Annotated in this window: 25 protein-coding genes; 16 read left to right on the top strand and 9 right to left on the bottom strand. The window is 67.0% G+C overall.

Annotation, left to right across the window (positions count from 1 at the left end; translation table 11 throughout):
- Position 1 precedes the first annotated feature (1 nt).
- From rpmH to E0504_RS07255, 7 genes are all read left to right on the top strand, one after another.
- Complete coding sequence (gene rpmH / locus E0504_RS07285) at positions 2–136, top strand: 50S ribosomal protein L34 (RefSeq protein WP_131622583.1); 135 nt, start codon at positions 2–4, stop codon at positions 134–136.
- A gap of 152 nt (positions 137–288) precedes the next feature.
- A complete protein-coding gene (gene rnpA / locus E0504_RS07280; protein WP_131622581.1) occupies positions 289–678 on the top strand; it encodes a ribonuclease P protein component in 390 nt (129 codons plus the stop codon).
- Positions 675–884: a membrane protein insertion efficiency factor YidD gene (yidD, locus tag E0504_RS07275; RefSeq protein ID WP_131622579.1), complete on the top strand. Its 210-nt coding sequence runs from the start codon at positions 675–677 to the stop codon at positions 882–884. The genes rnpA and yidD overlap by 4 nt, the downstream gene beginning before the upstream one ends.
- A gap of 51 nt (positions 885–935) precedes the next feature.
- Positions 936–2,711, top strand: coding sequence for a membrane protein insertase YidC (gene yidC / locus E0504_RS07270; RefSeq protein ID WP_131622577.1), 1,776 nt, complete (start codon positions 936–938; stop codon positions 2,709–2,711).
- Entirely contained in the window at positions 2,708–3,355 is a 648-nt protein-coding gene (yihA, locus tag E0504_RS07265; protein WP_131622575.1) for a ribosome biogenesis GTP-binding protein YihA/YsxC, read from the top strand. Before yidC ends, yihA begins: the two co-directional genes overlap by 4 nt.
- Positions 3,356–3,500: 145 nt before the next feature.
- Entirely contained in the window at positions 3,501–4,655 is a 1,155-nt protein-coding gene (locus tag E0504_RS07260) for a sulfotransferase (RefSeq protein ID WP_207912256.1), read from the top strand.
- A gap of 32 nt (positions 4,656–4,687) precedes the next feature.
- Positions 4,688–4,933: a glutaredoxin domain-containing protein gene (locus E0504_RS07255; RefSeq protein WP_131622573.1), complete on the top strand. Its 246-nt coding sequence runs from the start codon at positions 4,688–4,690 to the stop codon at positions 4,931–4,933.
- Positions 4,934–4,936: 3 nt separating this feature from the next.
- On the opposite strand, the gene E0504_RS07250 is transcribed toward E0504_RS07255, so the two are convergent.
- Both E0504_RS07250 and E0504_RS07245 read right to left on the bottom strand, forming a co-directional pair.
- Complete coding sequence (locus E0504_RS07250; protein WP_131622571.1) at positions 4,937–5,359, bottom strand: PilZ domain-containing protein; 423 nt, start codon at positions 5,357–5,359, stop codon at positions 4,937–4,939.
- Positions 5,360–5,608: 249 nt separating this feature from the next.
- Positions 5,609–6,028 carry a VOC family protein gene (locus E0504_RS07245; protein WP_131622570.1) on the bottom strand — a complete coding sequence of 140 codons (420 nt, stop codon included), beginning with the start codon at positions 6,026–6,028 and terminating at the stop codon, positions 5,609–5,611.
- 188 nt (positions 6,029–6,216) lie between these two features.
- Here E0504_RS07245 and E0504_RS07240 point away from each other — a divergent pair, with 188 nt between their 5' ends.
- Genes E0504_RS07240 through E0504_RS07225 form a run of 4 tightly spaced genes read left to right on the top strand, consistent with a single transcriptional unit; the run spans position 6,217 to position 10,246 of the window.
- The gene (locus E0504_RS07240) at positions 6,217–6,885 is read left to right on the top strand and encodes a glutathione S-transferase family protein (protein WP_131622568.1); all 669 of its coding nucleotides are present in this window, start codon (positions 6,217–6,219) and stop codon (positions 6,883–6,885) included.
- On the top strand, positions 6,846–7,760 hold the full coding sequence (locus tag E0504_RS07235; protein ID WP_131622566.1) for a S1/P1 nuclease: 915 nt from the start codon (positions 6,846–6,848) through the stop codon (positions 7,758–7,760). Before E0504_RS07240 ends, E0504_RS07235 begins: the two co-directional genes overlap by 40 nt.
- The gene (gene dapE, locus E0504_RS07230) at positions 7,757–8,890 is read left to right on the top strand and encodes a succinyl-diaminopimelate desuccinylase (protein WP_131622564.1); all 1,134 of its coding nucleotides are present in this window, start codon (positions 7,757–7,759) and stop codon (positions 8,888–8,890) included. Before E0504_RS07235 ends, dapE begins: the two co-directional genes overlap by 4 nt.
- Positions 8,891–8,902: 12 nt before the next feature.
- The gene (locus E0504_RS07225; RefSeq protein WP_165938435.1) at positions 8,903–10,246 is read left to right on the top strand and encodes a dicarboxylate/amino acid:cation symporter; all 1,344 of its coding nucleotides are present in this window, start codon (positions 8,903–8,905) and stop codon (positions 10,244–10,246) included.
- On the opposite strand, the gene nth is transcribed toward E0504_RS07225, so the two are convergent.
- Together nth and dapB are read right to left on the bottom strand one after the other, a co-directional pair.
- Entirely contained in the window at positions 10,185–10,859 is a 675-nt protein-coding gene (gene nth / locus E0504_RS07220) for an endonuclease III (RefSeq protein WP_131622562.1), read from the bottom strand. The two genes, E0504_RS07225 and nth, sit on opposite strands and share 62 nt — an antisense overlap.
- Positions 10,856–11,584, bottom strand: a complete 729-nt coding sequence (dapB, locus tag E0504_RS07215) for a 4-hydroxy-tetrahydrodipicolinate reductase (RefSeq protein ID WP_131623023.1) — start codon at positions 11,582–11,584, stop codon at positions 10,856–10,858. The genes nth and dapB overlap by 4 nt, the downstream gene beginning before the upstream one ends.
- Positions 11,585–11,618: 34 nt before the next feature.
- Between dapB and E0504_RS07210 the strand changes: the two genes are divergently transcribed.
- Positions 11,619–12,341 (top strand): NAD-dependent deacylase, encoded by a 723-nt coding sequence (locus E0504_RS07210; protein WP_131623021.1) that lies wholly within the window; start codon positions 11,619–11,621, stop codon positions 12,339–12,341.
- Here the strand turns inward: E0504_RS07210 and E0504_RS07205 are convergent.
- The 4 genes from E0504_RS07205 to mutM all read right to left on the bottom strand — a co-directional run bounded on the left by E0504_RS07205 (position 12,334) and on the right by mutM (position 16,280).
- Positions 12,334–13,113: a HesA/MoeB/ThiF family protein gene (locus tag E0504_RS07205; RefSeq protein ID WP_131622560.1), complete on the bottom strand. Its 780-nt coding sequence runs from the start codon at positions 13,111–13,113 to the stop codon at positions 12,334–12,336. The two genes, E0504_RS07210 and E0504_RS07205, sit on opposite strands and share 8 nt — an antisense overlap.
- 85 nt (positions 13,114–13,198) lie before the next feature.
- Positions 13,199–14,659, bottom strand: a complete 1,461-nt coding sequence (dnaA, locus tag E0504_RS07200) for a chromosomal replication initiator protein DnaA (RefSeq protein ID WP_131622558.1) — start codon at positions 14,657–14,659, stop codon at positions 13,199–13,201.
- A 413-nt stretch (positions 14,660–15,072) separates the two neighbouring features.
- Positions 15,073–15,333, bottom strand: coding sequence for a 30S ribosomal protein S20 (gene rpsT / locus E0504_RS07195; protein ID WP_131622556.1), 261 nt, complete (start codon positions 15,331–15,333; stop codon positions 15,073–15,075).
- Between the two features lie 131 nt (positions 15,334–15,464).
- Positions 15,465–16,280, bottom strand: a complete 816-nt coding sequence (mutM, locus tag E0504_RS07190) for a bifunctional DNA-formamidopyrimidine glycosylase/DNA-(apurinic or apyrimidinic site) lyase (protein WP_131622554.1) — start codon at positions 16,278–16,280, stop codon at positions 15,465–15,467.
- Between the two features lie 114 nt (positions 16,281–16,394).
- Between mutM and E0504_RS07185 the strand changes: the two genes are divergently transcribed.
- On the top strand, positions 16,395–17,138 hold the full coding sequence (locus tag E0504_RS07185; RefSeq protein ID WP_131622552.1) for a class I SAM-dependent methyltransferase: 744 nt from the start codon (positions 16,395–16,397) through the stop codon (positions 17,136–17,138).
- A 1-nt stretch (position 17,139) separates the two neighbouring features.
- Positions 17,140–18,699: a 2-polyprenylphenol 6-hydroxylase gene (gene ubiB / locus E0504_RS07180; RefSeq protein WP_131622550.1), complete on the top strand. Its 1,560-nt coding sequence runs from the start codon at positions 17,140–17,142 to the stop codon at positions 18,697–18,699.
- Between the two features lie 4 nt (positions 18,700–18,703).
- On the opposite strand, the gene E0504_RS07175 is transcribed toward ubiB, so the two are convergent.
- Positions 18,704–19,087 carry a DUF4345 family protein gene (locus E0504_RS07175; RefSeq protein ID WP_131622548.1) on the bottom strand — a complete coding sequence of 128 codons (384 nt, stop codon included), beginning with the start codon at positions 19,085–19,087 and terminating at the stop codon, positions 18,704–18,706.
- Between the two features lie 142 nt (positions 19,088–19,229).
- Between E0504_RS07175 and E0504_RS07170 the strand changes: the two genes are divergently transcribed.
- Together E0504_RS07170 and dut are read left to right on the top strand one after the other, a co-directional pair.
- Complete coding sequence (locus E0504_RS07170) at positions 19,230–20,837, top strand: phosphopantothenate--cysteine ligase family flavoprotein (protein WP_165938434.1); 1,608 nt, start codon at positions 19,230–19,232, stop codon at positions 20,835–20,837.
- Positions 20,830–21,297: a dUTP diphosphatase gene (gene dut, locus E0504_RS07165; RefSeq protein ID WP_131622547.1), complete on the top strand. Its 468-nt coding sequence runs from the start codon at positions 20,830–20,832 to the stop codon at positions 21,295–21,297. Before E0504_RS07170 ends, dut begins: the two co-directional genes overlap by 8 nt.
- Position 21,298 lies beyond the last annotated feature (1 nt).

The following is a 21,298-nucleotide window of genomic DNA, read 5'->3' as shown; positions in this document are numbered from 1 at the left end:
GATGAAGCGGACATTCCAGCCCAGCAATCTCGTGCGCGCCCGTCGCCACGGTTTCTTCGCCCGCAAGGCGACCCCCGGTGGGCGCAATATCCTGCGCGCCCGTCGCGCGCGCGGCCGCAAGAAGCTCTGCGCCTGACATCTATTCGGGCGCGCCTCCGCGCGCTCGTCCTCGCTGCTGTTCCTTCGGGGCTGTTGCGGGCGGCCGTTCGGCCTTGCGGGCTCCCTGGCCGGGAGCCCGTTTTAGTGCGCCCCGTTGCGCCGGTGTATTAGCCACCTATATCGCTTGATATGACCGTCGAGATCATCCGCAAGCGGGCCGATTTCCTCAGCGCGAATCGCGGCATCCGCGTGGCGCGGCCGGGGTTTGTGCTGCTGGCGCATCCCAATGGCGGGCGCGGAACGCGGTTCGGGGTCACCGTCACCAAGAAGATCGGCAACGCGGTGGTCCGCAATCGGATGAAGCGGCGCTTCCGCGAATTGCTGCGCGCGGCGTTGCCCTCCGCCGGTCTCGCCGATCACGACCATGTGCTGATCGGCCGCGATGGGGGGGTGGAGCGCGACTTTGCCCTGCTCCGCGAGGAACTCGCCCTCGCGCTGTCCCGCGCGGCGGCGGGCAAGGGCGATCCCCCGCGCCGGCGCAAACCCCCAAGCTCCAAGGCCCAAAGCGCCAGGCGTTGAAGCAGGCGCTGATCCTGATCGCGCGGGCGTGGCAGTGGGGCCCCAGCCGCATTCTGCCGCCAAGCTGCCGCTATGCGCCCTCGTGCTCACAGTACGCGATCGAGGCGCTGCAGAAGCACGGCGGATTGAGGGGTGGATGGATGGCCATGAAGCGTATAATGCGCTGCCACCCCTGGGGAGGGCACGGCTACGACCCGGTGCCCTGATGGCCAGACACTACCGCCAGATACGACTAAGCTAAACCGGGATCGATCTCTTTGGACAACCAGCGCAACCTTCTTCTCGCCGTGGTCCTGTGCGGACTGCTGCTGTTCGGCTGGGATGCCGGGACGAAGTGGTTTTACCCGCAGCCCGCCGAGAGCGTGAAGACGCAGGAGCGGATCGACGCTGCCGCCGACAATCCCGGCGCCGTCGTCCGTACCCGCGAGGGCGGCCTGACCAACCCGGCGGCCGAGGCGCTGGAGCGACGCGATCTCGCCACCGCGCTGAAGAGCCCGCAGCGGGTGCGCATCGCCGGACCCGAGATTGCCGGCTCGATCGACCTGGTCGGGGCGCGGATCGACGACCTGACCCTGACCGCTCACCGCCAGACCGCCGACCGGGATTCCGGCCCGGTGCGCCTGTTCAGCCCCGCTGGCACGCCGGCGCAGCACTTCGCCCAGTTCGGCTGGGTCGGCAACGGCGTGAAAGTGCCCGATGCCAACACGGTCTGGCAGGCGAGCGAGGGCCCGCTGTCGCCCGGTCGTCCGGTCACGCTGACCTGGGACAACGGGCAGGGCCAGCGGTTCGGGATCGAATTCGCGATCGACGAGAATTACCTCATCACCGCCAAGCAGACCGTCGCCAACGCCGGCGCCGGGCCGGTCGTGGTGCAGCCGTTCGCGCTGATCAACCGCACCAGCCAGACCGCCAGCATCGACCAGTGGACCATCCACTCGGGCCCGGTCGGGTATTTCGGCAGCGGGGTGAATTTCGGCAACAATTACGAGGACGTGGCGGAGGCCGGAAAGGTCACGCCCGAAGGCGACGCCGGCTGGATCGGGTTCACGGACATCTACTGGCTGTCGGCGCTGGTCCCGCAGTCGAACGCGACGGTCGATGCCGACTTCCGATCGCTCGGCAACGACAAGTTCCGGGCCGACGTGATCTACGATCCGCTGACCGTGCCCGCCGGGCGCCAGATCGCCCGGACCACCCGCCTGTTCGCCGGCGCCAAGGACAGCCAGGTCCTCGGCGATTACGAACGCGCGGGTATCGCCGGGTTCGACAACGTGATCGACTGGGGCTGGTTCGGGATCATCGAGAAGCCGATCCTGTGGCTGTTGCGCACGCTCTATGGGCTGGTCGGCAACTTCGGCCTCGCGATCATCCTGCTGACCGTGATCGTACGCGGCGTGATGTTCCCGATCGCGCAGAAGCAGTTTGCCAGCATGGCGGCAATGCGCGCGGTCCAGCCCAAGATGAAGGCGATCCAGGAACGCTACAAGGACGACAAGGCCAAGCAGCAGCAGGAGATCATGGGGCTCTACAAGAGCGAAGGGATCAACCCGCTGGCCGGATGCCTGCCGATCCTGCTGCAGATTCCCATCTTCTATGGCCTGTACAAGGTGCTGATGGTCGGCATCGAAATGCGCCACAAGCCGTTCGCGTTGTGGATCCAGGATCTCTCCGCTCCGGACCCCGCGCATATCCTCAACCTGTTCGGCCTGCTGCCGTTCACGCCGCCCAGCTTCCTGGCGATCGGCGTGCTGGCGGTGCTGCTCGGCATCACGATGTGGGCGACGTTCCGCCTCAATCCGACGGCGATGGACCCGATCCAGCAGAAGATGTTCTCGATCATGCCGTGGGTTCTGATGTTCGTCATGGCACCGTTCGCGGCAGGATTGCTGATCTACTGGATCACCTCCAACATCCTGACGCTGGCCCAGCAGAGCTATCTGTACTCGAAGCATCCGCAGCTGAAGGCGCAGGCCGACAAGGACAAGGTCGACCGCGACCGGGCCGTGGCGCGTGACGGAAAGGCCAAGGGGTGACCCCCGAAGACGCGCAGGCGGAGCTGGAGGAGCGGGCGCGGCGGCTGCTGACCGGCAAGGTGGAATTCCAACTGTCCGCCCCCAAGCTGGAATTCCTGCCCGAACCGGTGGTGCCAGAGATCGCGTTCGGCGGCCGCTCGAACGTGGGCAAGAGCTCGCTGCTCAATGCGCTGACGAACCGCAAGAGCCTGGCCCGCGCGTCGGTGACGCCGGGCCGGACGCAGGAGCTGAACTTCTTCGAAGTGGGCGAGCCGCTCGCGCTGCGGCTGGTGGACATGCCTGGCTACGGCTTTGCCAAGGCCCCGCTCAACGTCGTCGAACGCTGGAAAATGCTGGTGCGCGATTATCTGCGCGGGCGGCTGGTGCTGAAGCGCGCGCTGGTGCTGATCGACAGTCGCCACGGCGTGAAAGACGTCGACCGCGAGATGATGAAGATGCTCGACGAGGCGGCCGTGGGCTATCGCATAGTCCTGACCAAGGCGGACAAGATCAAGGCGAGCGATCTTGCCGCGGTTCACGCCAGCACGCTGGCGGAAGCGCGCAAGCGCACCGCGGCGTTCCCGCACGTCCACCTCACCAGCTCCGAAAAAGGCATGGGCATCGCCGAATTGCGCGCAGCGGTCCTGGCTGACGCGGAAAGCTGAGCGGGCGGAACGATTGCCGGGCGGTGACCGTATTCTTCGGCAACCGGGACCCGCTGGTGGGTCGCCGCGCAGGAGACGAGCGCTGCCCCCGCCCACCAGAGAGCACCTGCTGGACCGCTCCCCGTTCGCCGAGCGGTTGAACGGCTTGCTCGCCCACGCGTGGGCGCGCGGCTGGTGCGAGGATCCCCCGCTGACGGCCGAGGCGTTGTGGGCCAAGGCCTCTCGTGGGTTTCAGCCCGCCGACGAGGCCGGTGGCCGCAGTGCCGATGAGGTCGAAGACTTCCGCACCCGGCTGGAGCGATTGACCGACAGCATCCGCGGCGACGCCGATCTCAATCCGCTCGGCCGGACGATCGCGCATGGCCAGTTGGTGCGGGTGATTCGCCAGCGCCTCGCGCTCGGGCGGTTATGGCGCGCCCGGCCCCACGTTTTGGACACTCCGCTGGCGCCGCCGATCATCGTGGTGGGCCAGATGCGGTCGGGCACCACCCGCCTGCACCGGCTGTTGTCCGCTGACCCACGCTTCAGCTCCACCCGCTTCTGCGACAGCTGGCTGCCGGTGCCGAGCCGGATCGACCTGCGCCGGTGGCAAGGCGCGGGCGCGCTATGGTTCGCGCGGCTGCTCAATCCCTGGCTCGACACGCTGCACCCGTTCGGCTCGGCCCGGGTGGACGAGGAACTCGGCTGGTTGGCGGCGGCGCTCGACCATTGTGCGTACGAGGCGCAGTGGCGAATTCCCGCATACACCGCGTGGAGCGAGGCGCGCGGCGCGCTGCCGGTTTACCGCGAATTCGCCCGCATTCTCGCCACCGATGCCGCGCACCGGGGCAACGCTGCCCTGCCGCGAGTACTGAAAGTGCCGCAATTCAGCGAGGATCTGGCCGAGCTGTTGCAGGTCTTCCCCACCGCCCGCGTGATCCGCTGCCAGCGCGATGCCGAAGCGGTGGTGACCAGCACGGTCTCGCTGTGCGCCAACCAGATGGCGATGCAGAGTGACAGCATCTCGATCCCCGAGCTCGAGCGCGAGGCTCGGCGCAAGCTCGCCTTGCGTGAAGCGCGCACTGACGCGGCGCTGGCGCGCTTCGCCGGGCGCGTCGCAACGGCCGAATTCGACGCCCTCCAACGCGACTGGCGCGGCAGCATCGCGGCGATCTATCGCACGCTGGGGCTGGAGGTCACCCCGGCGGCGTGGGCGGCGATGGAGCGCGAATGCGCGGCTGCGGCCAGCGACCCGCACCACCACCATCGCCAGGATCTTCAGCGGCTGGCGCCCCGCCGGCTGGACCCGTCGCTGTCCTGACGTCCGCTCAATCCATCAAAGGAGTCTCTCCAATGTCCGATCGCCGCACCGCACAGCTTTACCGCATGATCCTGCCCGACCACACGTGCCCGTTCGGGGTGCGCGCGAAGGAACTGCTGGAAAGCGCCGGTTACGAGGTCGACGACCAGATCCTGTCCTTCCGCGAGGAAGTCGACGCCTTCAAGGAAAAGCACGGCGTCGACACGACCCCGCAGGTGTTCGTCGAGGGTGAACGGATCGGCGGCAGCGAAGAGCTGGAGCAATACCTCTCGCGCTAGCGGCTACCAGTCGCCGGGCCCATGGGTCCAGGCGGTCGCCAGCCGCAGGAACTTGTCACCGCCGTCTCCCGTCATCAGTTCGCCGAATTCGATCGTCTGCGCCAGGCATTCCGCGCTCAGCGGCTCTTCAAACCGCAGCCCGCAGCGGATATCTCCCTTCCAGACGACCCGGGCGAACACTGCGAAATTGAGCCAGCATAGTCGGCCGTCCTCCAGCGGACGCGCCTGCTTAAGGCGAATGCACGCCCCGCTGGTGGAGATGTCTTCCAGCTGCACTCGCGTGTCGGCACCCGGTGTGACGAACCTGGCTGACAGATCTAGCCGATGACGCAAATCTTCCCGCCGGCCGACCAGGAGGTCGTCAGCGGCCGCCAAGGACTGGGGGACTGCCAGGTGAGCGATTGGAAGTGGCGCGACCCGTTCCATCGTCAGCGCTGCCTTAAGTCAGCGAAATCTTCGCGGCCGCTCCAGCCGGGCGGCCTGTCAGCCATGGCGCATCGCGCCACGGCGGTAATCCTTGATTCGGTCCTGCGCACGAAAACCCTCCAGAGTCCCTGCGAACTCTACGTGGATTTGCCTATGTCGTTCCGCGATGTGTCAGATATTACTGGTTTATTTCAGGTAAACGGCGCGGTGCGGCGGCGCAGGCAGGGCAAGCGTCGCGGGCCGGGCAGCTTACGTCGCGAACAGGCTGGCGAGGCTGGCGAACGCTTTCATCTCGATCGCGTTGCCGCTGGGATCGCGGAAGAACATGGTGGCCTGTTCGCCCGGCTGTCCCTTGAAGCGGGTATAGGGCGCGATCTCGAACACCACGCCAGCCGCCTGCAGCCGCTTGGCGAGGCTATTGAAATCCGCCAGCGTCAGCACGACGCCGAAATGGGGCACCGGAACGCCGTGACCGTCGACGTGGTTGACCGCCGCATCGCGGGCCGATGCCGGGGCAAGATGCGCCACGATCTGGTGCCCGAAGAAATCGAAATCGATCCACTCGGCGCTGGAGCGTCCCTCCGCGCAGCCGAGCAGTCCCCCATAGAACGCCCGCGCCTCCGCCAGATCGCGAACCGGGAAGGCGAGATGGAACGGGCGTAAGGACATGGCGGCTGCCTACCCGACCGGATCGGATTTTCCTACAGCCCCGCTGCCGTGCGAGTGGAGCCAACCGAAAGGATCGCGGGGAAGCGAAAAGATCAGCTGAACAGTGTGACACGTGTGACACCGTTCAGCCTCGACACCTTGGCGATGAACGCCTAGGCCGCGCGCTGGTGGGACTACAGGTGGCGCAAGTGAAGCTGATTATCGGCAACCGCAACTATTCAAGCTGGAGCCTGCGTGGCTGGCTGGCCTGCAAGCAGTCCGGCCTCGCGTTCGAGGAGCTGACCGTTAGCCTCTATGGCGACGAGTGGGAGCAGGTGAAGCGCGACATGGGCGACCTGCAGCCGTCGAGCGGCAAGGTCCCGGTCCTGTGGGATGGCGACGCGGTGATCTGGGATAGCCTGGCGATCCTCGAATACCTCGCCGACAAAGTGGGACGCGACCGCTTCTGGCCCAAGGACGATGGCGCACGCGGCATGGCGCGCGCGCTCGTGGCCGAAATGCACTCCAGCTATCTCGCCCTGCGGCGGGAATGCCCGATGAACGTGCGGATGCGCCATCAGGGGCTGCGCATTTCCGATGACGCCAAGGCCGATATCGTGCGGATCCTGCAACTGTGGGCCGAAGCGCGGGCGCGGTTCGGCCGGGGCGGGCCGTTTCTGTTCGGCACGTTCGGCGCGGCCGACGTGTTCTACGCGCCCGTGGTCAGCCGCTTCATGACTTACGGCATCGGCGTGCCCGGCTTCGCGCAGGCTTACATGGAGGCGATGTGGGAACACGAGTGGATGCAGGCGTGGATCAAGGCATCCGAGGACGAGCAATGGGTAATCGAACAGTACGACAGTATCTCCGCCGCCTGACCGGCGCGCTGGCTGCGCTGCTGGCGCTGGCGCAGCCCGGCGCGGCGCAGGCCTGGGGCTACTACGGCCACCAGACCACCGGGCGGATCGCACTCGCCAACGTGGAGCCTTCGACGCGGGCGGCCATCGCGCGGCTGATTGCGCACAACCGCGAACTGGGAACTCCCGATTGCCAGATTCGCGACCTCGCGAGCGCCGCGACCTGGCCCGACTGCCTGCGGTCGGAAAGCTGGCGCTGGGGCTATACCTTCGCTTGGCACTACCAGACCGAGCCGGTCGGAGAGCCCTACGACGCTCGCAAGAACTGCAGCGGCGGCGCCTGCGTGTCTGCCCAGATTGAGCGCAACCAGCGCATCCTGGCCGACGAAAGCCTGCCCGCCAACGTGCGGCTTGAGGCGCTGGCGTTCATGGTTCACTTCGCCGGCGACATTCACATGCCACTCCATTCGGGCGACAATGATGACCGGGGCGGCAACTCGATCGACACGACGTACGGTATCGCGCCGGGCTTCAACCTCCATTCGGTGTGGGACAGCGCGCTGGCGGAACGGGCGATCTCGGGCGCCACACCGCCGCTGGTGCGGCGCTACTCTGCGGCCGAAAGCGCCGCTCTGGCGGGCGGCGGCCCCGCCGACTGGGGGCGCGAAAGCTGGGAGCTGGCGGGCCGCTTCGTTTACCCCAACGCGCTGGGTCGTCCGCTGGCCGCGGGCGAAGCCTCGCCCGAAGAAGCGACCTTGACGCAGGAGGCGATCGTCGCGGCGGTGCCGGTGGCCGAGCGGCGCATCACTCAGGCGGGTCTGAGGATCGCGGAACTGCTGGACGCGGCGTTCGCGCCCGGACCCCTGCCGCAGCCCACGGCGGCGCTGGCGCGATGACGGACGTCGCGGTCCTGGCCGAACGTCTGATCGCCTGGCCCAGCGTCACGCCGGCATCGGGGCCGGTGTTCGACGAACTGGAGGCGATGCTGACGCCGCTCGGGTTCGAAGTCGAGCGCTTCGTGGCGGGCGAGGAGAAGGTCGAGAACCTGTTCGCCGTCCGCCGCGGGCCGCCGGGTAGCCGCCATTTCGCTTTTGCCGGACACCTTGACGTGGTGCCGCCCGGTGAGGGGTGGTCGGCGACACCGTTCTCGCCCGAACGCCGGGGTGAGCTGCTCTATGGCCGAGGCGCGGTGGACATGAAGGGGGCGATCGCCGCGATGGTCGCCGCGGTGGCCGAAGTGCCGATCGACGCCGGCACGATCAGTTTCATCATCACCGGCGACGAAGAGGGCCCGGCGATCCACGGCACCCGCGCGCTGATCGACCGCATTCGCGCGCGCGGCGACCTTCCCGACCTGTGCCTGGTGGGAGAGCCTACCTCGACCGTCCGGCTGGGTGACATGATCAAGATCGGCCGGCGCGGATCGGTCAACATCTGGCTGGAAGTTGACGGCACCCAGGGGCACGTCGCCTATCCCCACCTGGCCGACAATCCGATTCCCAAGCTGGTGAAGATGCTGGAGGAACTCGGCTCCATCGAACTGGACCGCGGGACCGAATGGTTCCAGGCGTCCAATCTCGAACTGACCGATCTGGCGGTCGGCAACCCTGCCACCAACGTGATCCCGGCCAAGGCCACCGCGCGTCTGTCGATCCGCTTCAACGCGCTGCACACCGGCGCGGACCTGGTGCAGCGGGTGGCGGAAGTGGCCGAGCGGCACGGCGGCAGGGCGCTGGCGATGATCAGCGGTGAGGCGTTCCTGACCCCTCCCGGCGCGTTCTCGGCGCTGGTGGCGGACGCGATCCACGCCGAAACCGGTCTCACCCCGGAGCTGTCGACCACCGGGGGCACCTCGGACGCCCGGTTCCTGAAGGACCTTTGTCCGGTGATCGAGTTTGGATTGCTGAACGCCACGATGCACAAGACCGATGAAGCGGTGGCGCTGGCCGACCTTGAGGTGCTAGCGCGCATCTACACCCGGGTCGCCCGCACGGCGCTTAGCCACGGTTCCGGGGCCACGGTTTAGGGGAGGAAGCGAGTGACGGGCGAAGCGGTAGCGGAGATCGAAGCCGAAGAAGGGGGGCCGGACTATGGCCGCCTGCAGTGGCGCATCGCCGCCGGGTTCGTGCTGGGCTTGGTCGCCGGCATCCTAGCCTATACCTTCGCGCGCGATGCGGCGTGGGTGGAAACGGTAATTACCTACGTCACCAATCCGCTCGGTCAGATCTTCCTGCGCCTGCTGTTCATGCTGGTGATCCCGCTGCTGGTCAGCGCGCTGGTGGTCGGCATCGCCGACATGGGAGAGGTGCGCGCGCTCAAGAAAGTGGGCCTGCGGACGCTGCTCTACACCGTCATCGTGTCCTCGCTCGCGGTCGCGATCAGCATCGCGATCACAAACCTCATCCAGCCTGGCGCCGGGGTCGATCCGGCGGAGGCGCGGGCGCTGCTGGCGCAAGGCGGAGAAGGCGCGCGCAGCATCATCGAGCGCTCGGGCGAGGCGAAGACCGGCGTGGACGCGGTGATCGGGATCATCCCGTCGAACTTCATCACCGCCATGGGCGACAACGACATCCTGGCGGTGATGTTCTTCGCGCTGTTCTTCGGCATCGGCCTGCTGCTGATGAGCTCGCCCCGGACCGAGGTGCTCAAGCAGGCATTCGAGGGCGTGTTCGAGGTATCGATGAAGCTGATCGGGCTGGTGATCCAGCTCGCCCCGATCGCGGTGTTCTGCTTCATGTTCAACCTCGCGGCGCAGTTCGGGTGGGACCTGCTCGCTAAACTGGCCGCGTTCGTTGCGGTGGTGCTGCTAGCCTTGGGCCTGCAGATGTTCGGGGTGTTCCCGATCCTGCTGGCGTTCTTCGCGCGCATGAACCCGATCACGTTCTTCAAGGAGACGCGCGAAGCCAGCCTGATGGCGTTCTCCACCGCGAGCTCCAACGCCACCTTGCCGACCGCGCTGCGGGTCGCGGAAACCCGCCTGAAGCTGCCGCCCCGGGTGTCGCGCTTCGTCCTGACGATCGGCGCGACGGCGAACCAGAACGGCACCGCGATGTTCGAAGGGGTGACCGTGCTCTTCCTCGCCCAGTTCTTCGGCGTGGACCTGTCGCTGACCGATCAGATATTCGTCATGGTGATCTGCATCCTGGCCGGGATCGGCACGGCCGGCGTGCCGGGCGGTTCGCTACCGGTCATCGCGCTGATCCTGGGCGGGGTAGGGGTGCCGCCCGAAGGCATCGGGCTGATCCTGGGGGTGGACCGCTTCCTCGACATGTGCCGGACGGTGCTCAACGTGATCGGCGACCTCGTTTGTGCCACCGTTATCAGTGCGTATTCGAAGGACGTGCTGGGAGACGCCGGGGCGGTTCCAGCACCTTCGCCTTGAAGCGGCACAGGTCCACCACGGGGCAGCGCCAGCATTCGGGGGTGCGCGCCTTGCAGGTATAGCGGCCGTGCAGGATCAGCCAGTGATGCGCATGGCGGCGGAACGGTTGCGGAACCCTGCGGTCCAGCTTCGCTTCGACCTCGTCCACCGTCTTGCCGGGCGCGAGGCCGGTGCGGTTGCCGACCCGGAACACATGGGTGTCGACCGCGAAGGTGTCCTGCCCGAACGCGCAGTTGAGCACGACGTTGGCGGTCTTGCGGCCCACGCCGGGCAGCCGGACCAGTTTGTCGCGGGTTGTGGGCACCTCGCCGCCAAACTCGTCAATCAACATCTGGGACAGGGCGATCACGTTCTTCGCCTTGGTGTTGAACAGGCCGATCGTCTTGATCTGCTCGCGCAGGGCCTCTTCTCCCAGGTCCAGCATCTGCTGCGGGGTGGTCACCTGAGTGAACAGCTGCCGGGTAGCCTTGTTGACGCTGACGTCGGTCGCCTGCGCGCTCAGCGCGACCGCAACCACCAGCTGGAAGGGATTGCCGTAGTCTAGTTCGGTCTCAGGATCGGGGTTGTCTTCGGCGAGTCGGCGGAAGAACTCGAACACGTCCGCCTTGGTCAAAGGCCGAGCACCTGCGGCATCGTGTAGCGCCCCGGCTCCCGCCCGATCAGCCAGGCCGCGCCCGCCACCGCGCCGCGGGCAAAGATCATCCGGTCCTCCGCGCTGTGCGACAGCACCAGCCGCTCCTGCTCTCCGGCAAGGATCACGCTATGCTCGCCGGCCACGGTGCCCCCGCGGAGCGAGGCAAACCCGATCGCGCCCTCGCTGCGTTCGCCGGTATGTCCATCGCGCCCGCGCTCGCTGCGGCTCGCCAGATCGATCCCCCGCCCGTCAGCCGCGGCTTGCCCAAGCAGCAGGGCGGTGCCGCTGGGCGCGTCCACCTTCATCCGGTGATGCATCTCCAGCACCTCGATGTCCCATTGCGGCCCCAGCCGCGCCGCGGCTTCGCGCACCAGATGCGCCAGCAGCGTCACGCCAAGCGAGGTGTTGCCGGTCTGGAGAACCGGGATGGCGCCGGCGGCGGAATCTATCGCGGCAAAGTGCCGTTCTTCCAGTCCCGTGGTCCCCACCAGGATCGGAATGCCGGCTCCCACGGCGGCGTGAAGGTTCGTCTCCAGCGCGGCTGGCGACGTGAAGTCGAGCAGCGCATCGCTGGCTTCGGCCAGGTTCGCGGTGTTGCCCCCCTGATCCACCCCGCCGGCGCATGTGTGGCCTGCTTCGGCAAGCGCGCGCGCGAGTGCCTGGCCCATGCGTCCGTCACTGCCGATGATGCCGATCCGCGCCATTGCCACTCCCGATTGCCCATGCTTCATGCGCGACATGCGCTCTATCCGCAATATCGTCATCCTGACTGGCGCCGGGATCAGCGCCGAGAGCGGGATCGATACGTTTCGCAGCGGCGCCGATGGCGGTCCCAGCTTGTGGGAGCAGCACCGGGTGGAGGATGTCGCCACGCCGGAGGCCTTCCGCCGCGACCCGGAGCTCGTGCAGCGGTTCTACGACATGCGCCGCGCGGCAATCCAGACGAAGCAGCCGAATGCGGCTCACAACGCGCTCGCTAGGCTCGATGCCGAATGGGGCGGCGAATTGCTGATCGTCACGCAAAATGTAGATGACCTGCACGAACGGGCCGGCGCCCGCCGGGTGCTGCACATGCACGGCGAGCATCTCAACGCCTGGTGCACCGCGTGCGACACGCGTTCCCGCTGGACCCAGCCATTGGTCGACCGGCCGCCGTGTCCCCGTTGCGGCGAGCGGTCGCTGCGCCCCGACGTCGTCTGGTTCGGCGAAATGCCCTATCGGATGGACGAGATCTATTCGGCGCTTCGCGCGGCCGACCTGTTCGTCTCGATCGGCGCGAGCGGCGCGGTTTACCCGGCGGCGGGATTGGTCCGCGAGGCGCGCGAACTTGGTATCGCGACGCTGGAACTGAACCTCGAACGTAGTCAGGGCTCGGCGTGGTTCGACGAGACGCAGCTGGGCCCGGCGAGCGAACTTGTGCCCGCGTGGGTGGAGCAGATGCTGGCGCGATCGGTTAGCTGACGTCCTCGCCGGCCGCCCCGCAGGTCCGGCATCCGGGGTCCTTGGCGACCCGGAAACTGCGCATCGACGGGGCCAGACCATCGAGCAGATGGAGCGTGCTCCACTGTGGTTCGCCCATGGCCGGGGCTACCAGCAACCGGACTGCCTGGAGCGCGGCCAGGGTGCCCGCCCAGCCGGCCATGGCGCCCAACATGCCGTCCTCGGCGCAGGTATCGCAGTCGTCGGCATCGAACGCGTCGCCGACATAGCAGCGGTAGCACGCCTGGTCGGGCAAGTGGCCGGCGAAGGCGCCGACCTGCCCCTGGAAGCGTCCGACTGCGGCAGATAGCAGCGGGACACCCTCTGCGACGCATGCGTCGGCCACGGCAAGGCGCGTCGCAAAAGTGTCGGTCCCGTCGAGCACCAGGTCAGCGCCCGCGATCATGCCCGGCGCGCTCTCCGCATCGATCCGCCGGTCATGCAGCGTGAGGGTGAGCTTGTGATCGAAGTTGGCCAGCCAGCGGCTCGCAGCGACCACTTTGCCATGGCCGATGTCGCGCTCGGAATAGATTGTCTGGCGATGGAGGTTGCCAAGTTCGACCTTGCCGTCATCGATCAGCGTCAGCCGGCCGATTCCCGCTCCCGTGAGATACTGCAGCGCCGGCGACCCGATCCCGCCGAGGCCGACGAGAGCGACATGCGCTTGCGCGAGCGTGAACTGGCCGGCGCCGCCCACTTCGGGGATGACGATCTGGCGCGCGAACCGGTCCAGACGCTCGGGGGAAAACTCCATGGACAGGCTGTTGGCAGGCTGCGCACAGGCTGTCGACAGGGCTGTGGGCAGCCCTGTGCATGCATTGTCAGCGGATTGTGGAGGGTCAGCTCTCCAGCTGGCGCAGCAGGCTCCGCACGTCGCCGTCCATGTCGGCATCGCGCAGGCGCAAATCCTCGATCAGGCGAACCGCGTGGATGACCGTGGAATGGTCCCGCCCGCCGAACTTGCGCCCGATCTCGGGATAGCTGCGCGGGGTGAGGACCTTGGCGAGGTACATCGCCACCTGCCGCGGGCGGACCACCGCGCGCGCCCGGCGTTTGGAGCCCATCTCCGAGCGATCGATGCGGTAGAACTGGCACACCGTCCGCTGGATTTCGTCGATCGTTATCCGGCGCCGATTGGCCGAGAGGATGTCGGTCAGCTGCTCTTCGGCAAGCTGGAGCGAGACTTCCTGCCCGGTCAGCTGGGCATAGGCGATCAGCTTGTTGAGGCCGCCGACCAGCTCGCGGATATTGCGCGTGATCGTGCGCGCGAGGAAATCGATCACGTCCTCGGGCACCTCGAGCGGCGCGAAGCGGACCAGCTTCGACTGCAGGATCGAACGGCGCAGCTCGATATCGGCGGCCTGGATGTCGGCCACCAGGCCCATGCTGAGGCGGCTGAGCAGGCGCGGCTCGACCCCGTCCAGGGCCTGCGGCGCGCGATCGGCGGCAAACACCAGCCGCTTGCCTTCAGCTAGCAGCGCATCGATCGTGTAGAGCAGTTCTTCCTGCGCGGATGCCTTGCCGATGATGAACTGGATGTCATCCACCAGCAGCAGGTCGAAACTGCGCAGCCGCGCCTTGAATTCGATCGTCTGGTTGGATTTCAGCGCCTGGACGAATTCGACCATGAACCGCTCGGCGCTGCAGTAGAAGATCCGCGCGCGTGGATGGGCCGTGAGATACGAATGACCAATGGCGTGGAGCAGGTGGGTCTTGCCCTGGCCGGTCGCCGCCTTGAGGTAGAGCGGCGAGAACTGCGGTGCCTCGTTAGCGGCCATGCGCTGCGCTGCGTTGCACGCGAGTACGTTCGCCTCTCCCGTGACGAACGCCCCGAAGGTCAGCGTCGGATCGAGCCCGACCGATGAGGTGAACCCGCGATCGCCGATCGTGCCCGCGGCCACCGCGATCATGCTGGTGTCACCGTCGTTCGCCGGACGGCGGCCATCGGCCAGGCTGAGTTCGGGCAGCTTGCGGCGGCCGGGGTGCACGGTGATGCGCAACTGGCGCACTTCGCCACGCGCGATCTTCCACGCCAGGCTCAGCCGGTCATGGAAGCGGTCGTTCACCCAGTTGGCGGAAAACTCGGTCGGCAGGTACAGTTCAAGCGTGCCGGTATCTTCGCACAGCGAGCCAACCTGAATTGGCTTGATCCATTGGCTGTGGATCTGGTGGCCAAGGTCTTTACGCAGGCCCTGGCTGATGTCGGCCCAATCGGCCGCCAGGTTCACCGCTTCGAGATCTTCCATGCCATTCCCACTGTTGCGCCGCGCGGCGTTGCCGCCGCCGATGATGCTGTCCATCGGATGCCTGTCCCCAATTGCCCGACCGAGATCGGACCGTTTCCCCCCTGGACAAAGCTTCGCCACCACCCGGAATCACAAGGATTGCCGGGTTTGCCGTGAGTCCAGACCTAAAAGAGCTCGCGCCGTCCAAGCCGCGAACGAGGGCTCTTTTTGAACACCACCGGGCGACTGGCAAGGCCGGCGGTGCAAAAAAAATGAAATATTGGCTGTTGACTCGGTCTAACCGGCAGAGCTGCGTCCAAGTCGTTGAAAATGTTGGGCAAAGACAAGGCGTGGCGCGCGAATCGCGGGAATTCCGTCATTTGCATCAGATGCACGCGCCGCAAACGACAACGCCGGCGGAATCACCGCCGGCGTCGTTCGCTTTTGTTCCGGTTATCCGCCCCGGTGTCTGCCGGGGTTAGGCCGAATCAGAGGCCGGCGACTCGCTTGGAGAGGCGGCTCATCTTACGGCTGGCGGTGTTCTTGTGAAGCACGCCGCGGGCAACGCCGCGCGCCAGTTCGGGCTGGGCAGCCTTGAGCGCATCGGCGGCGGCAGTCTTGTCGCCTCCGGCGATCGCGGTCTCGACCTTCTTGATGAAGCTGCGGATGCGGCTCACGCGGTTGGTGTTGATCTCCGCGCGGGCATTATTGCGGCGGATGCGCTTCTTGGCTTGCGGCGTATTGGCCATAAGGGTCCTCGGGTCTGTCCTCGATGGGCCGACGGAGCGCGGCCTGAAGTCTTGTGTTTGCGTGATTGCTCGCGACGGGCGGACCCGCCGGGAAAGGCGCGCCCCTAGCGTCGCTACCCGATTCCGTCAAGCTAGCGCTGGCATTTGGGACAGAACCAGGTGCTGCGGCCGCCCTGTACCAAGCGGGATACCGTGCCGCGATCCTCGCGCAGGCATGCCTCACCCTCGCGCCCGTAGACGGCAAAGCGGGTCGCGAAGTAGCCGAGGCTGCCATCGGGTTGAGCATAATCGCGCAAGGTCGAGCCGCCGTCGTCGATCGATCGCTCCAGCACGTCGCGAATGGCCGGCACCAGACGCTCGAGCGCAGCTTTGGAGACTTTGCCGGCCGCCTTGCGCGGGTTGATGCGCGCGTGCCACAGCGCTTCGCACACGTAGATGTTGCCCAGGCCCGCCACGATGCGCTGGTCGAGCAGCAGCAGCTTGATCGCCTGCTTGCGCCCGTCGAACGCCGCCTTCAGATGCGCAGCGCTCAGCGTTTCGCCGAGCGGTTCGGGTCCGAGCGCGGCGAAGGCCGGCCAATCGTCGAGGGCCGGGGTATCGACCAGATCGACGAACCCGAACCGGCGTGCGTCATTCAGCGCATAGCGGTGATCGGCGGTTTCCAGCACCAGATGATCGTGCTTGTCGGCTTGCGACGGATCGATCCGCCAGCGCCCGCTCATACCCAGGTGAAACACCAGCGTGGTGTCGCGATCGGTGTGGATCAGACCGTATTTGGCCCGCCGGCCGAGCCCCGTGACCCGCGCCCCCGTCAGTGCCTGGACCAGCCCTTCGGGGAAGGCCCGGCGCATGTCGGGGCGGTTTAGCGAAACGCGTGTGATCCGGGCGCCGTCAAGCGTTGCAGCCAGCCCGCGCACGGTGGTCTCGACCTCTGGAAGCTCGGGCATCGCCGCTCCTCTAACAGCCTTTGCGCACCCTGCAATTGCCCGGCCCAGTCGATCGCATCGGCTGAATGGCGAAAACCGGTTCCCACTTGTCGGTGCGATGCTAAGGCGCGTGCCATGAGCGAACCTGCGCGCGACACCGTGTCCTTCGGCTACGAAGAAGTGGACCCCGAAGAGAAAACCCGCCGCGTCGGTGCGGTGTTCTCCGGCGTGGCGGCCAAGTACGATGTCATGAACGACGCCATGAGCGGCGGGATGCACCGGTTGTGGAAGGACACCTTCGTGCGCCGGGTCAAGCCGCAGCCGGGTGAGGCGATTCTCGACATGGCGGGCGGCACCGGCGACATCGCCTTCCGGCTGGCCGACCGCGGCGCGAGCGTGACGGTGGCGGACATCAACCAGGAGATGCTGGACGTCGGAGTCGAACGAGCGCTGGAACGCGGCATCGACGGGCTCGTGTGGAGCCGGCAGAACGCCGAGGATCTGCGATATCCCGCGCGCAGTTTCGATGCCTACACGATCGCATTCGGCATCCGCAACGTGACCCGTATCGATCGCGCGTTGGCGGAGGCGCACCGGGTGCTGAAATTCGGCGGACGGTTCTTCTGCCTGGAGTTCTCGAGCACCGAGTGGCCGGGGTTCAAGGACGCTTACGACTTCTATTCGCACCGGCTGGTCCCCCGGATCGGCGAGGCGATTGCCGGAGACGCGGACAGCTATCGCTACCTGATCGAATCGATCCGCCGTTTTCCCACCATGCCCGCGTTCGAAGCGATGATCCGCGACGCCGGATTCGCGCGGACCAAGGTCGAGCCGATCCTGGGCGGACTGGTGGCGATTCATTCGGGGTGGAAAGTCTAGCGTGACCCGTCCGGCAACGCACATCTGGCGGCTGTTTCTGTGGGGCATGACAGCGGCGCGTCATCGGGCGCTCGTGGGGATCGAAACCGATCCCAACACTCCGGCACCGGTGTCGCGGATGGCGCGCCTGGCGCGCTGGGCCGCGCTGACCAGCAAGGCGGGGCAGCCCGACTATGCAGCCGCGTTCCAGAAGATCGGACCGGCGGCCATCAAGCTTGGTCAGTCGCTCGCTACCCGGCCCGATCTTGTCGGCGAAGAGGCGGCGCACAATCTGTTGGCCTTGCAAGACAGCCTGCCCCCGGTCCCATTCGCGGCGATCGAGGCCGAGATCGCGCGCAGCTTCGATGCGCCGGTGGCGTCGCTGTTCGCCTCGATCGACCCGGTCCCGGTCGGGTCCGCTTCAATCGCGCAGGTGCACCGCGCGGTGACGACCGAAGGGCGAACGGTCGCGATCAAGGTGCAGCGGCCCGGGATCCGCGACAAGCTGGCGCGGGACATCGCGACCTATGAATGGGCGGCCGCGCATCTGGAGGCGATGGGCGGGGAGGCATCGCGCCTGCGCCCTCGGCTCACTATCGCCAATTTCAAGCGCTGGACCAACCGCGAGCTTGACCTGCGCCGGGAAGCCGCCAGCGCTTCGGAACTGGCTGACGCGATGCGGGGCTTTGACGGGTACTGCATCCCGACGATCGACTGGGATCGCACCAACGGCCGGGTGATGACGATCGAGTGGATCGACGGCGTCAAGATTTCCGATCGTGCCGCGCTCATCGCGGCGGGTCACGACCTCCCCGCGCTTGCCCGCCGGCTGGTGCTCGCGTTCCTGCAGCAGGCGATCAGCGCCGGGTTCTTCCACGCCGACATGCACCAGGGTAACCTGTTCGTGCGCGCCGACGGAACGATCGTGGCGATCGACTTTGGCATCATGGGCAGGATCGACCGGCGCGCGCGCCAGTGGCTGGCGGAGATCCTGTATGGCTTGACCACCGGCAACTACAAGCGCGTGGCCGAAATTCATTTCGAAGCGCAGTACGTCCCGGCCTACCACTCGGTCGACGAATTCGCGACCGCACTGCGCGCGGTGGGTGAGCCGATGCGCGGGAAGCCGGTCAGCGAGCTCAGCGTCGGGCAGATGCTCGACGGGTTGTTTGCCATCACTCGCGACTTCGACATGCAGACCCAGCCGCACCTGCTGTTGCTGCAAAAGACGATGGTGATGGTCGAGGGTCTCGCCACCAGTCTCGATCCGTCGATCAACATGTGGGAGGTCTCGGCACCGTTCGTGCGCGAATGGATCCGCGACGAACTGGGCCCGGAAGCCGCGCTGGCCGATCGGCTGCGCACCGATGTCGAGACGCTGTTCCGGCTGCCCGAACTCGTCCGCCGGATCGAGGAGCGCTATCCCGCGCGCGGCGGGGCGCCCGAGCCGCCGCTGCTGCCGGTCATCCCGCTGATGTGGGAGCGGAGCCTGGGACGACCGCGCTGGCCCGGCTATCTCTTGGCCGCAGTGGCCGGTGGCGCGGCGGTGGCGGCCGCTTCGCTGGGCGGGCTGCTGGGCTGATCGCTCACGTCAGCCGGTGAGGCAGCACGCGGCTGCCGACAAGCGAGAGGATGACCGCGATCGCCTCGACAATCATCGGTGACCAGAACTGCGGGTAAGGCCCGTCGGCCAGCAGGCTGACGAACCGGCCGAGCAGCGCGATGCCGAAGATCGCCGCGGGCACCAGCAGCAAGTCCCCGTTGCGCTTCCACGCGCCCCAGATCATTGCCCCGCCACCGACGAAGAACAACGCCGGGAAATCGGCCCGCAGCACGGCCAGTCCGCCTGCCCCGTCGGGCGCGAGGTGGAAGCTGGTCACGGTGCTGGCGGGCATCACCAGGAAGCCGAGCCCCATGACAAGGAAGAACAGCCCTTCGATGAAGATCAGGGCGGTCAGGATCAGGCGCATGGTGTTTCCCCCTCGGATTGCAGGTCTTGTGAAGGACGCGCCAAACTTGCGCTAGCGCAATCTTAACCACCGCCCCCCTAGGGCTGGCGCGGATTGTGCGCCTTGGCTATCCTGGCGCAATGGTGGTGATGCGAGGGGTTTCATGCACGAGCTGGTCGGTCAGCGACCGCACCGCGAGCCGTCTCGTTTGAGCGGGCCTAAGGTCCTGCTCGTGATCGGCGGCGGGATCGCTGCGTACAAATCGTGCGAGCTGGTGCGCTTGATCCGTCGCGGCGGGAGCGAAGTCACCTGCGTGCTGACGGAAGGCGGGAGCCAGTTCGTCACCCCGCTGGCGCTGGCGGCGCTGAGCGAGAACAAGGTCTATACCAACCTGTTCGACCTGAAGGACGAGGTCGAGATGGGCCACATCCAGCTCAGCCGCGCGGCCGATCTGGTCGTGGTCTGTCCCGCGACGGCGGACCTGCTCGCCAAGATGGCGGCCGGCATCGCGGACGATCTAGCCACCACGCTGATCCTGGCGACCGACAAGCCGGTGCTTGCGGTTCCCGCGATGAACGTGAAGATGTGGCTGCACGAGGCCACCCGCCGCAACGTGGCCTGGCTGCGCGAAGCGGGCGTTGACGTGATGGAGCCCGACGAGGGCCCGATGGCGTGCGGCGAGTTTGGCCCCGGCCGCCTGCCCGATCCCGAAGTAGTATGGGCGGAGATCGCCGCGCGGTTCGGCCTGGTTGCGGATTGCGAAGGCGGGCTGGTCGAGGCGCTGGAGCCCGAGGCCGAGGTGGACGGCGGCGGGCGTCTGAGCTCGCTGCTTTCGTCCCTCGTGCCGCGCACGACCGCGCTGCGGCAGCCAACCGACGGTGACGATGACCTGGCCGCGCCGCTGCCCCCCGTGGAGGAGGACGAGCATGCTCGAACGCCGGATTTGTCGTCCCCGTTGATGGCCAAGAAAGGCAAGGCGCGGGCCGCTCCGCCGACGGACGCCGCGGCCCTCAACCACACGGTGCTTACCGGTGCCGGCGAGCAACTGCCCGAGGCGCTGCCCGATCCGCTATCCGGACAGCCCGACTTCGACATCGATCCGGTGCACCGCCCGCTTTACGGCCGCCACGTGCTAATTACGGCCGGTCCGACGCACGAACCGATCGATCCGGTGCGCTACATCGCCAACCGGTCGAGCGGGAAGCAGGGTTTCGCCATCGCTGCCGCCGCTGCCGCCCTGGGTGCCAGGGTCACGCTGATCGCTGGACCGGTGTCGCTGCCGACCCCATCAGGGGTCGATCGCATCGACGTCGAGTCCGCGCGCGAGATGGCCGAAGCGGTCAAGCAGACGCTGCCGGTCGATGCGGCGGTAATGGTGGCCGCGGTCGCCGATTGGCGAAGCAAGGATTATGCGCCCGAGAAGATGAAGAAGCGCGGGTCCGCCCCGCCGGCGCTGCTGCTGACTGAGAATCCCGACATCCTGGCGCAGGTCGCCAGTGGCAAGCAGCGGCCCAAGCTGCTGGTCGGTTTCGCCGCGGAAACCGAGGACGTGGTGCAAAACGCGATCGTGAAGCGCAAGCGCAAGGCGGCGGACTGGATCGTCGCCAACGACGTGTCAGGAGACGTCATGGGGGGCGACGCCAACACGGTGCATATCGTCACGAGCGAGGGGATCGAGGACTTGCCGCCGATGGCCAAGAACGACGTCGCGCTGGCACTTGCCGAGCGGCTGGCGAAGGCGCTCGACAGGATCGATCCCCGCGATGAATGAGGCGATTGGCGTCGAGGTAAAGCGACTGCCGCACGGCGTAGGGCTGGCATTGCCCGCTTATGCGACCGGCGGCGCGGCGGGGATGGACGTCCTTGCCGCGGAACATGTGACTATCTCGCCTGGCGCCCGCCACGCCGTTGCCACCGGATTGGCGCTCGCCATCCCGACCGGGTTCGAAATCCAGGTGCGCCCGCGTTCGGGCCTGGCGCTCAAGCACGGTATCAGCGTGCCCAACGCGCCCGGCACGATCGACAGCGATTATCGCGGCGAGCTGAAGATCATCCTGATCAATCACGGTGCAGAATCCTTCGCCATCGAACGCGGCGACCGGATCGCACAGCTCGTGCTGGCGCCCGTCGTGCGGGCGGACTGGCACGAGGTTTCGCAGCTATCCGACACCGAGCGCGGATCGAGCGGCTTCGGCTCGACCGGCGGGCACGCGTTCCTCTCACGCGAGTGAG

Source organism: Parafrankia sp. BMG5.11, assembly GCF_004337455.1.
This window is presented reverse-complemented; position numbering and strand designations above follow the sequence as displayed.

What these genes read in the sequence shown, in the direction of transcription:
- dapB (WP_131623023.1), bottom strand. Translation starts at nt 11,584, where the DNA reads ATGGCGCGGATCGGCATCATCGGCAGTGACGGACGCATGGGCCAGGCA.
- mutM (WP_131622554.1), bottom strand. Translation starts at nt 16,280, where the DNA reads ATGCCCGAGCTTCCAGAGGTCGAGACCACCGTGCGCGGGCTGGCTGCA.
- rpmH (WP_131622583.1), top strand. Translation starts at nt 2, where the DNA reads ATGAAGCGGACATTCCAGCCCAGCAATCTCGTGCGCGCCCGTCGCCAC.
- dnaA (WP_131622558.1), bottom strand. Translation starts at nt 14,659, where the DNA reads ATGGACAGCATCATCGGCGGCGGCAACGCCGCGCGGCGCAACAGTGGG.
- rpsT (WP_131622556.1), bottom strand. Translation starts at nt 15,333, where the DNA reads ATGGCCAATACGCCGCAAGCCAAGAAGCGCATCCGCCGCAATAATGCC.
- E0504_RS07205 (WP_131622560.1), bottom strand. Translation starts at nt 13,113, where the DNA reads ATGGAGTTTTCCCCCGAGCGTCTGGACCGGTTCGCGCGCCAGATCGTC.
- E0504_RS07185 (WP_131622552.1), top strand. Translation starts at nt 16,395, where the DNA reads ATGAGCGAACCTGCGCGCGACACCGTGTCCTTCGGCTACGAAGAAGTG.
- E0504_RS07245 (WP_131622570.1), bottom strand. Translation starts at nt 6,028, where the DNA reads ATGTCCTTACGCCCGTTCCATCTCGCCTTCCCGGTTCGCGATCTGGCG.
- E0504_RS07255 (WP_131622573.1), top strand. Translation starts at nt 4,688, where the DNA reads ATGTCCGATCGCCGCACCGCACAGCTTTACCGCATGATCCTGCCCGAC.
- dapE (WP_131622564.1), top strand. Translation starts at nt 7,757, where the DNA reads ATGACGGACGTCGCGGTCCTGGCCGAACGTCTGATCGCCTGGCCCAGC.
- rnpA (WP_131622581.1), top strand. Translation starts at nt 289, where the DNA reads ATGACCGTCGAGATCATCCGCAAGCGGGCCGATTTCCTCAGCGCGAAT.
- dut (WP_131622547.1), top strand. Translation starts at nt 20,830, where the DNA reads ATGAATGAGGCGATTGGCGTCGAGGTAAAGCGACTGCCGCACGGCGTA.
- E0504_RS07250 (WP_131622571.1), bottom strand. Translation starts at nt 5,359, where the DNA reads ATGGAACGGGTCGCGCCACTTCCAATCGCTCACCTGGCAGTCCCCCAG.
- E0504_RS07170 (WP_165938434.1), top strand. Translation starts at nt 19,230, where the DNA reads ATGCACGAGCTGGTCGGTCAGCGACCGCACCGCGAGCCGTCTCGTTTG.
- E0504_RS07235 (WP_131622566.1), top strand. Translation starts at nt 6,846, where the DNA reads ATGGGTAATCGAACAGTACGACAGTATCTCCGCCGCCTGACCGGCGCG.
- E0504_RS07175 (WP_131622548.1), bottom strand. Translation starts at nt 19,087, where the DNA reads ATGCGCCTGATCCTGACCGCCCTGATCTTCATCGAAGGGCTGTTCTTC.
- E0504_RS07210 (WP_131623021.1), top strand. Translation starts at nt 11,619, where the DNA reads ATGCGCTCTATCCGCAATATCGTCATCCTGACTGGCGCCGGGATCAGC.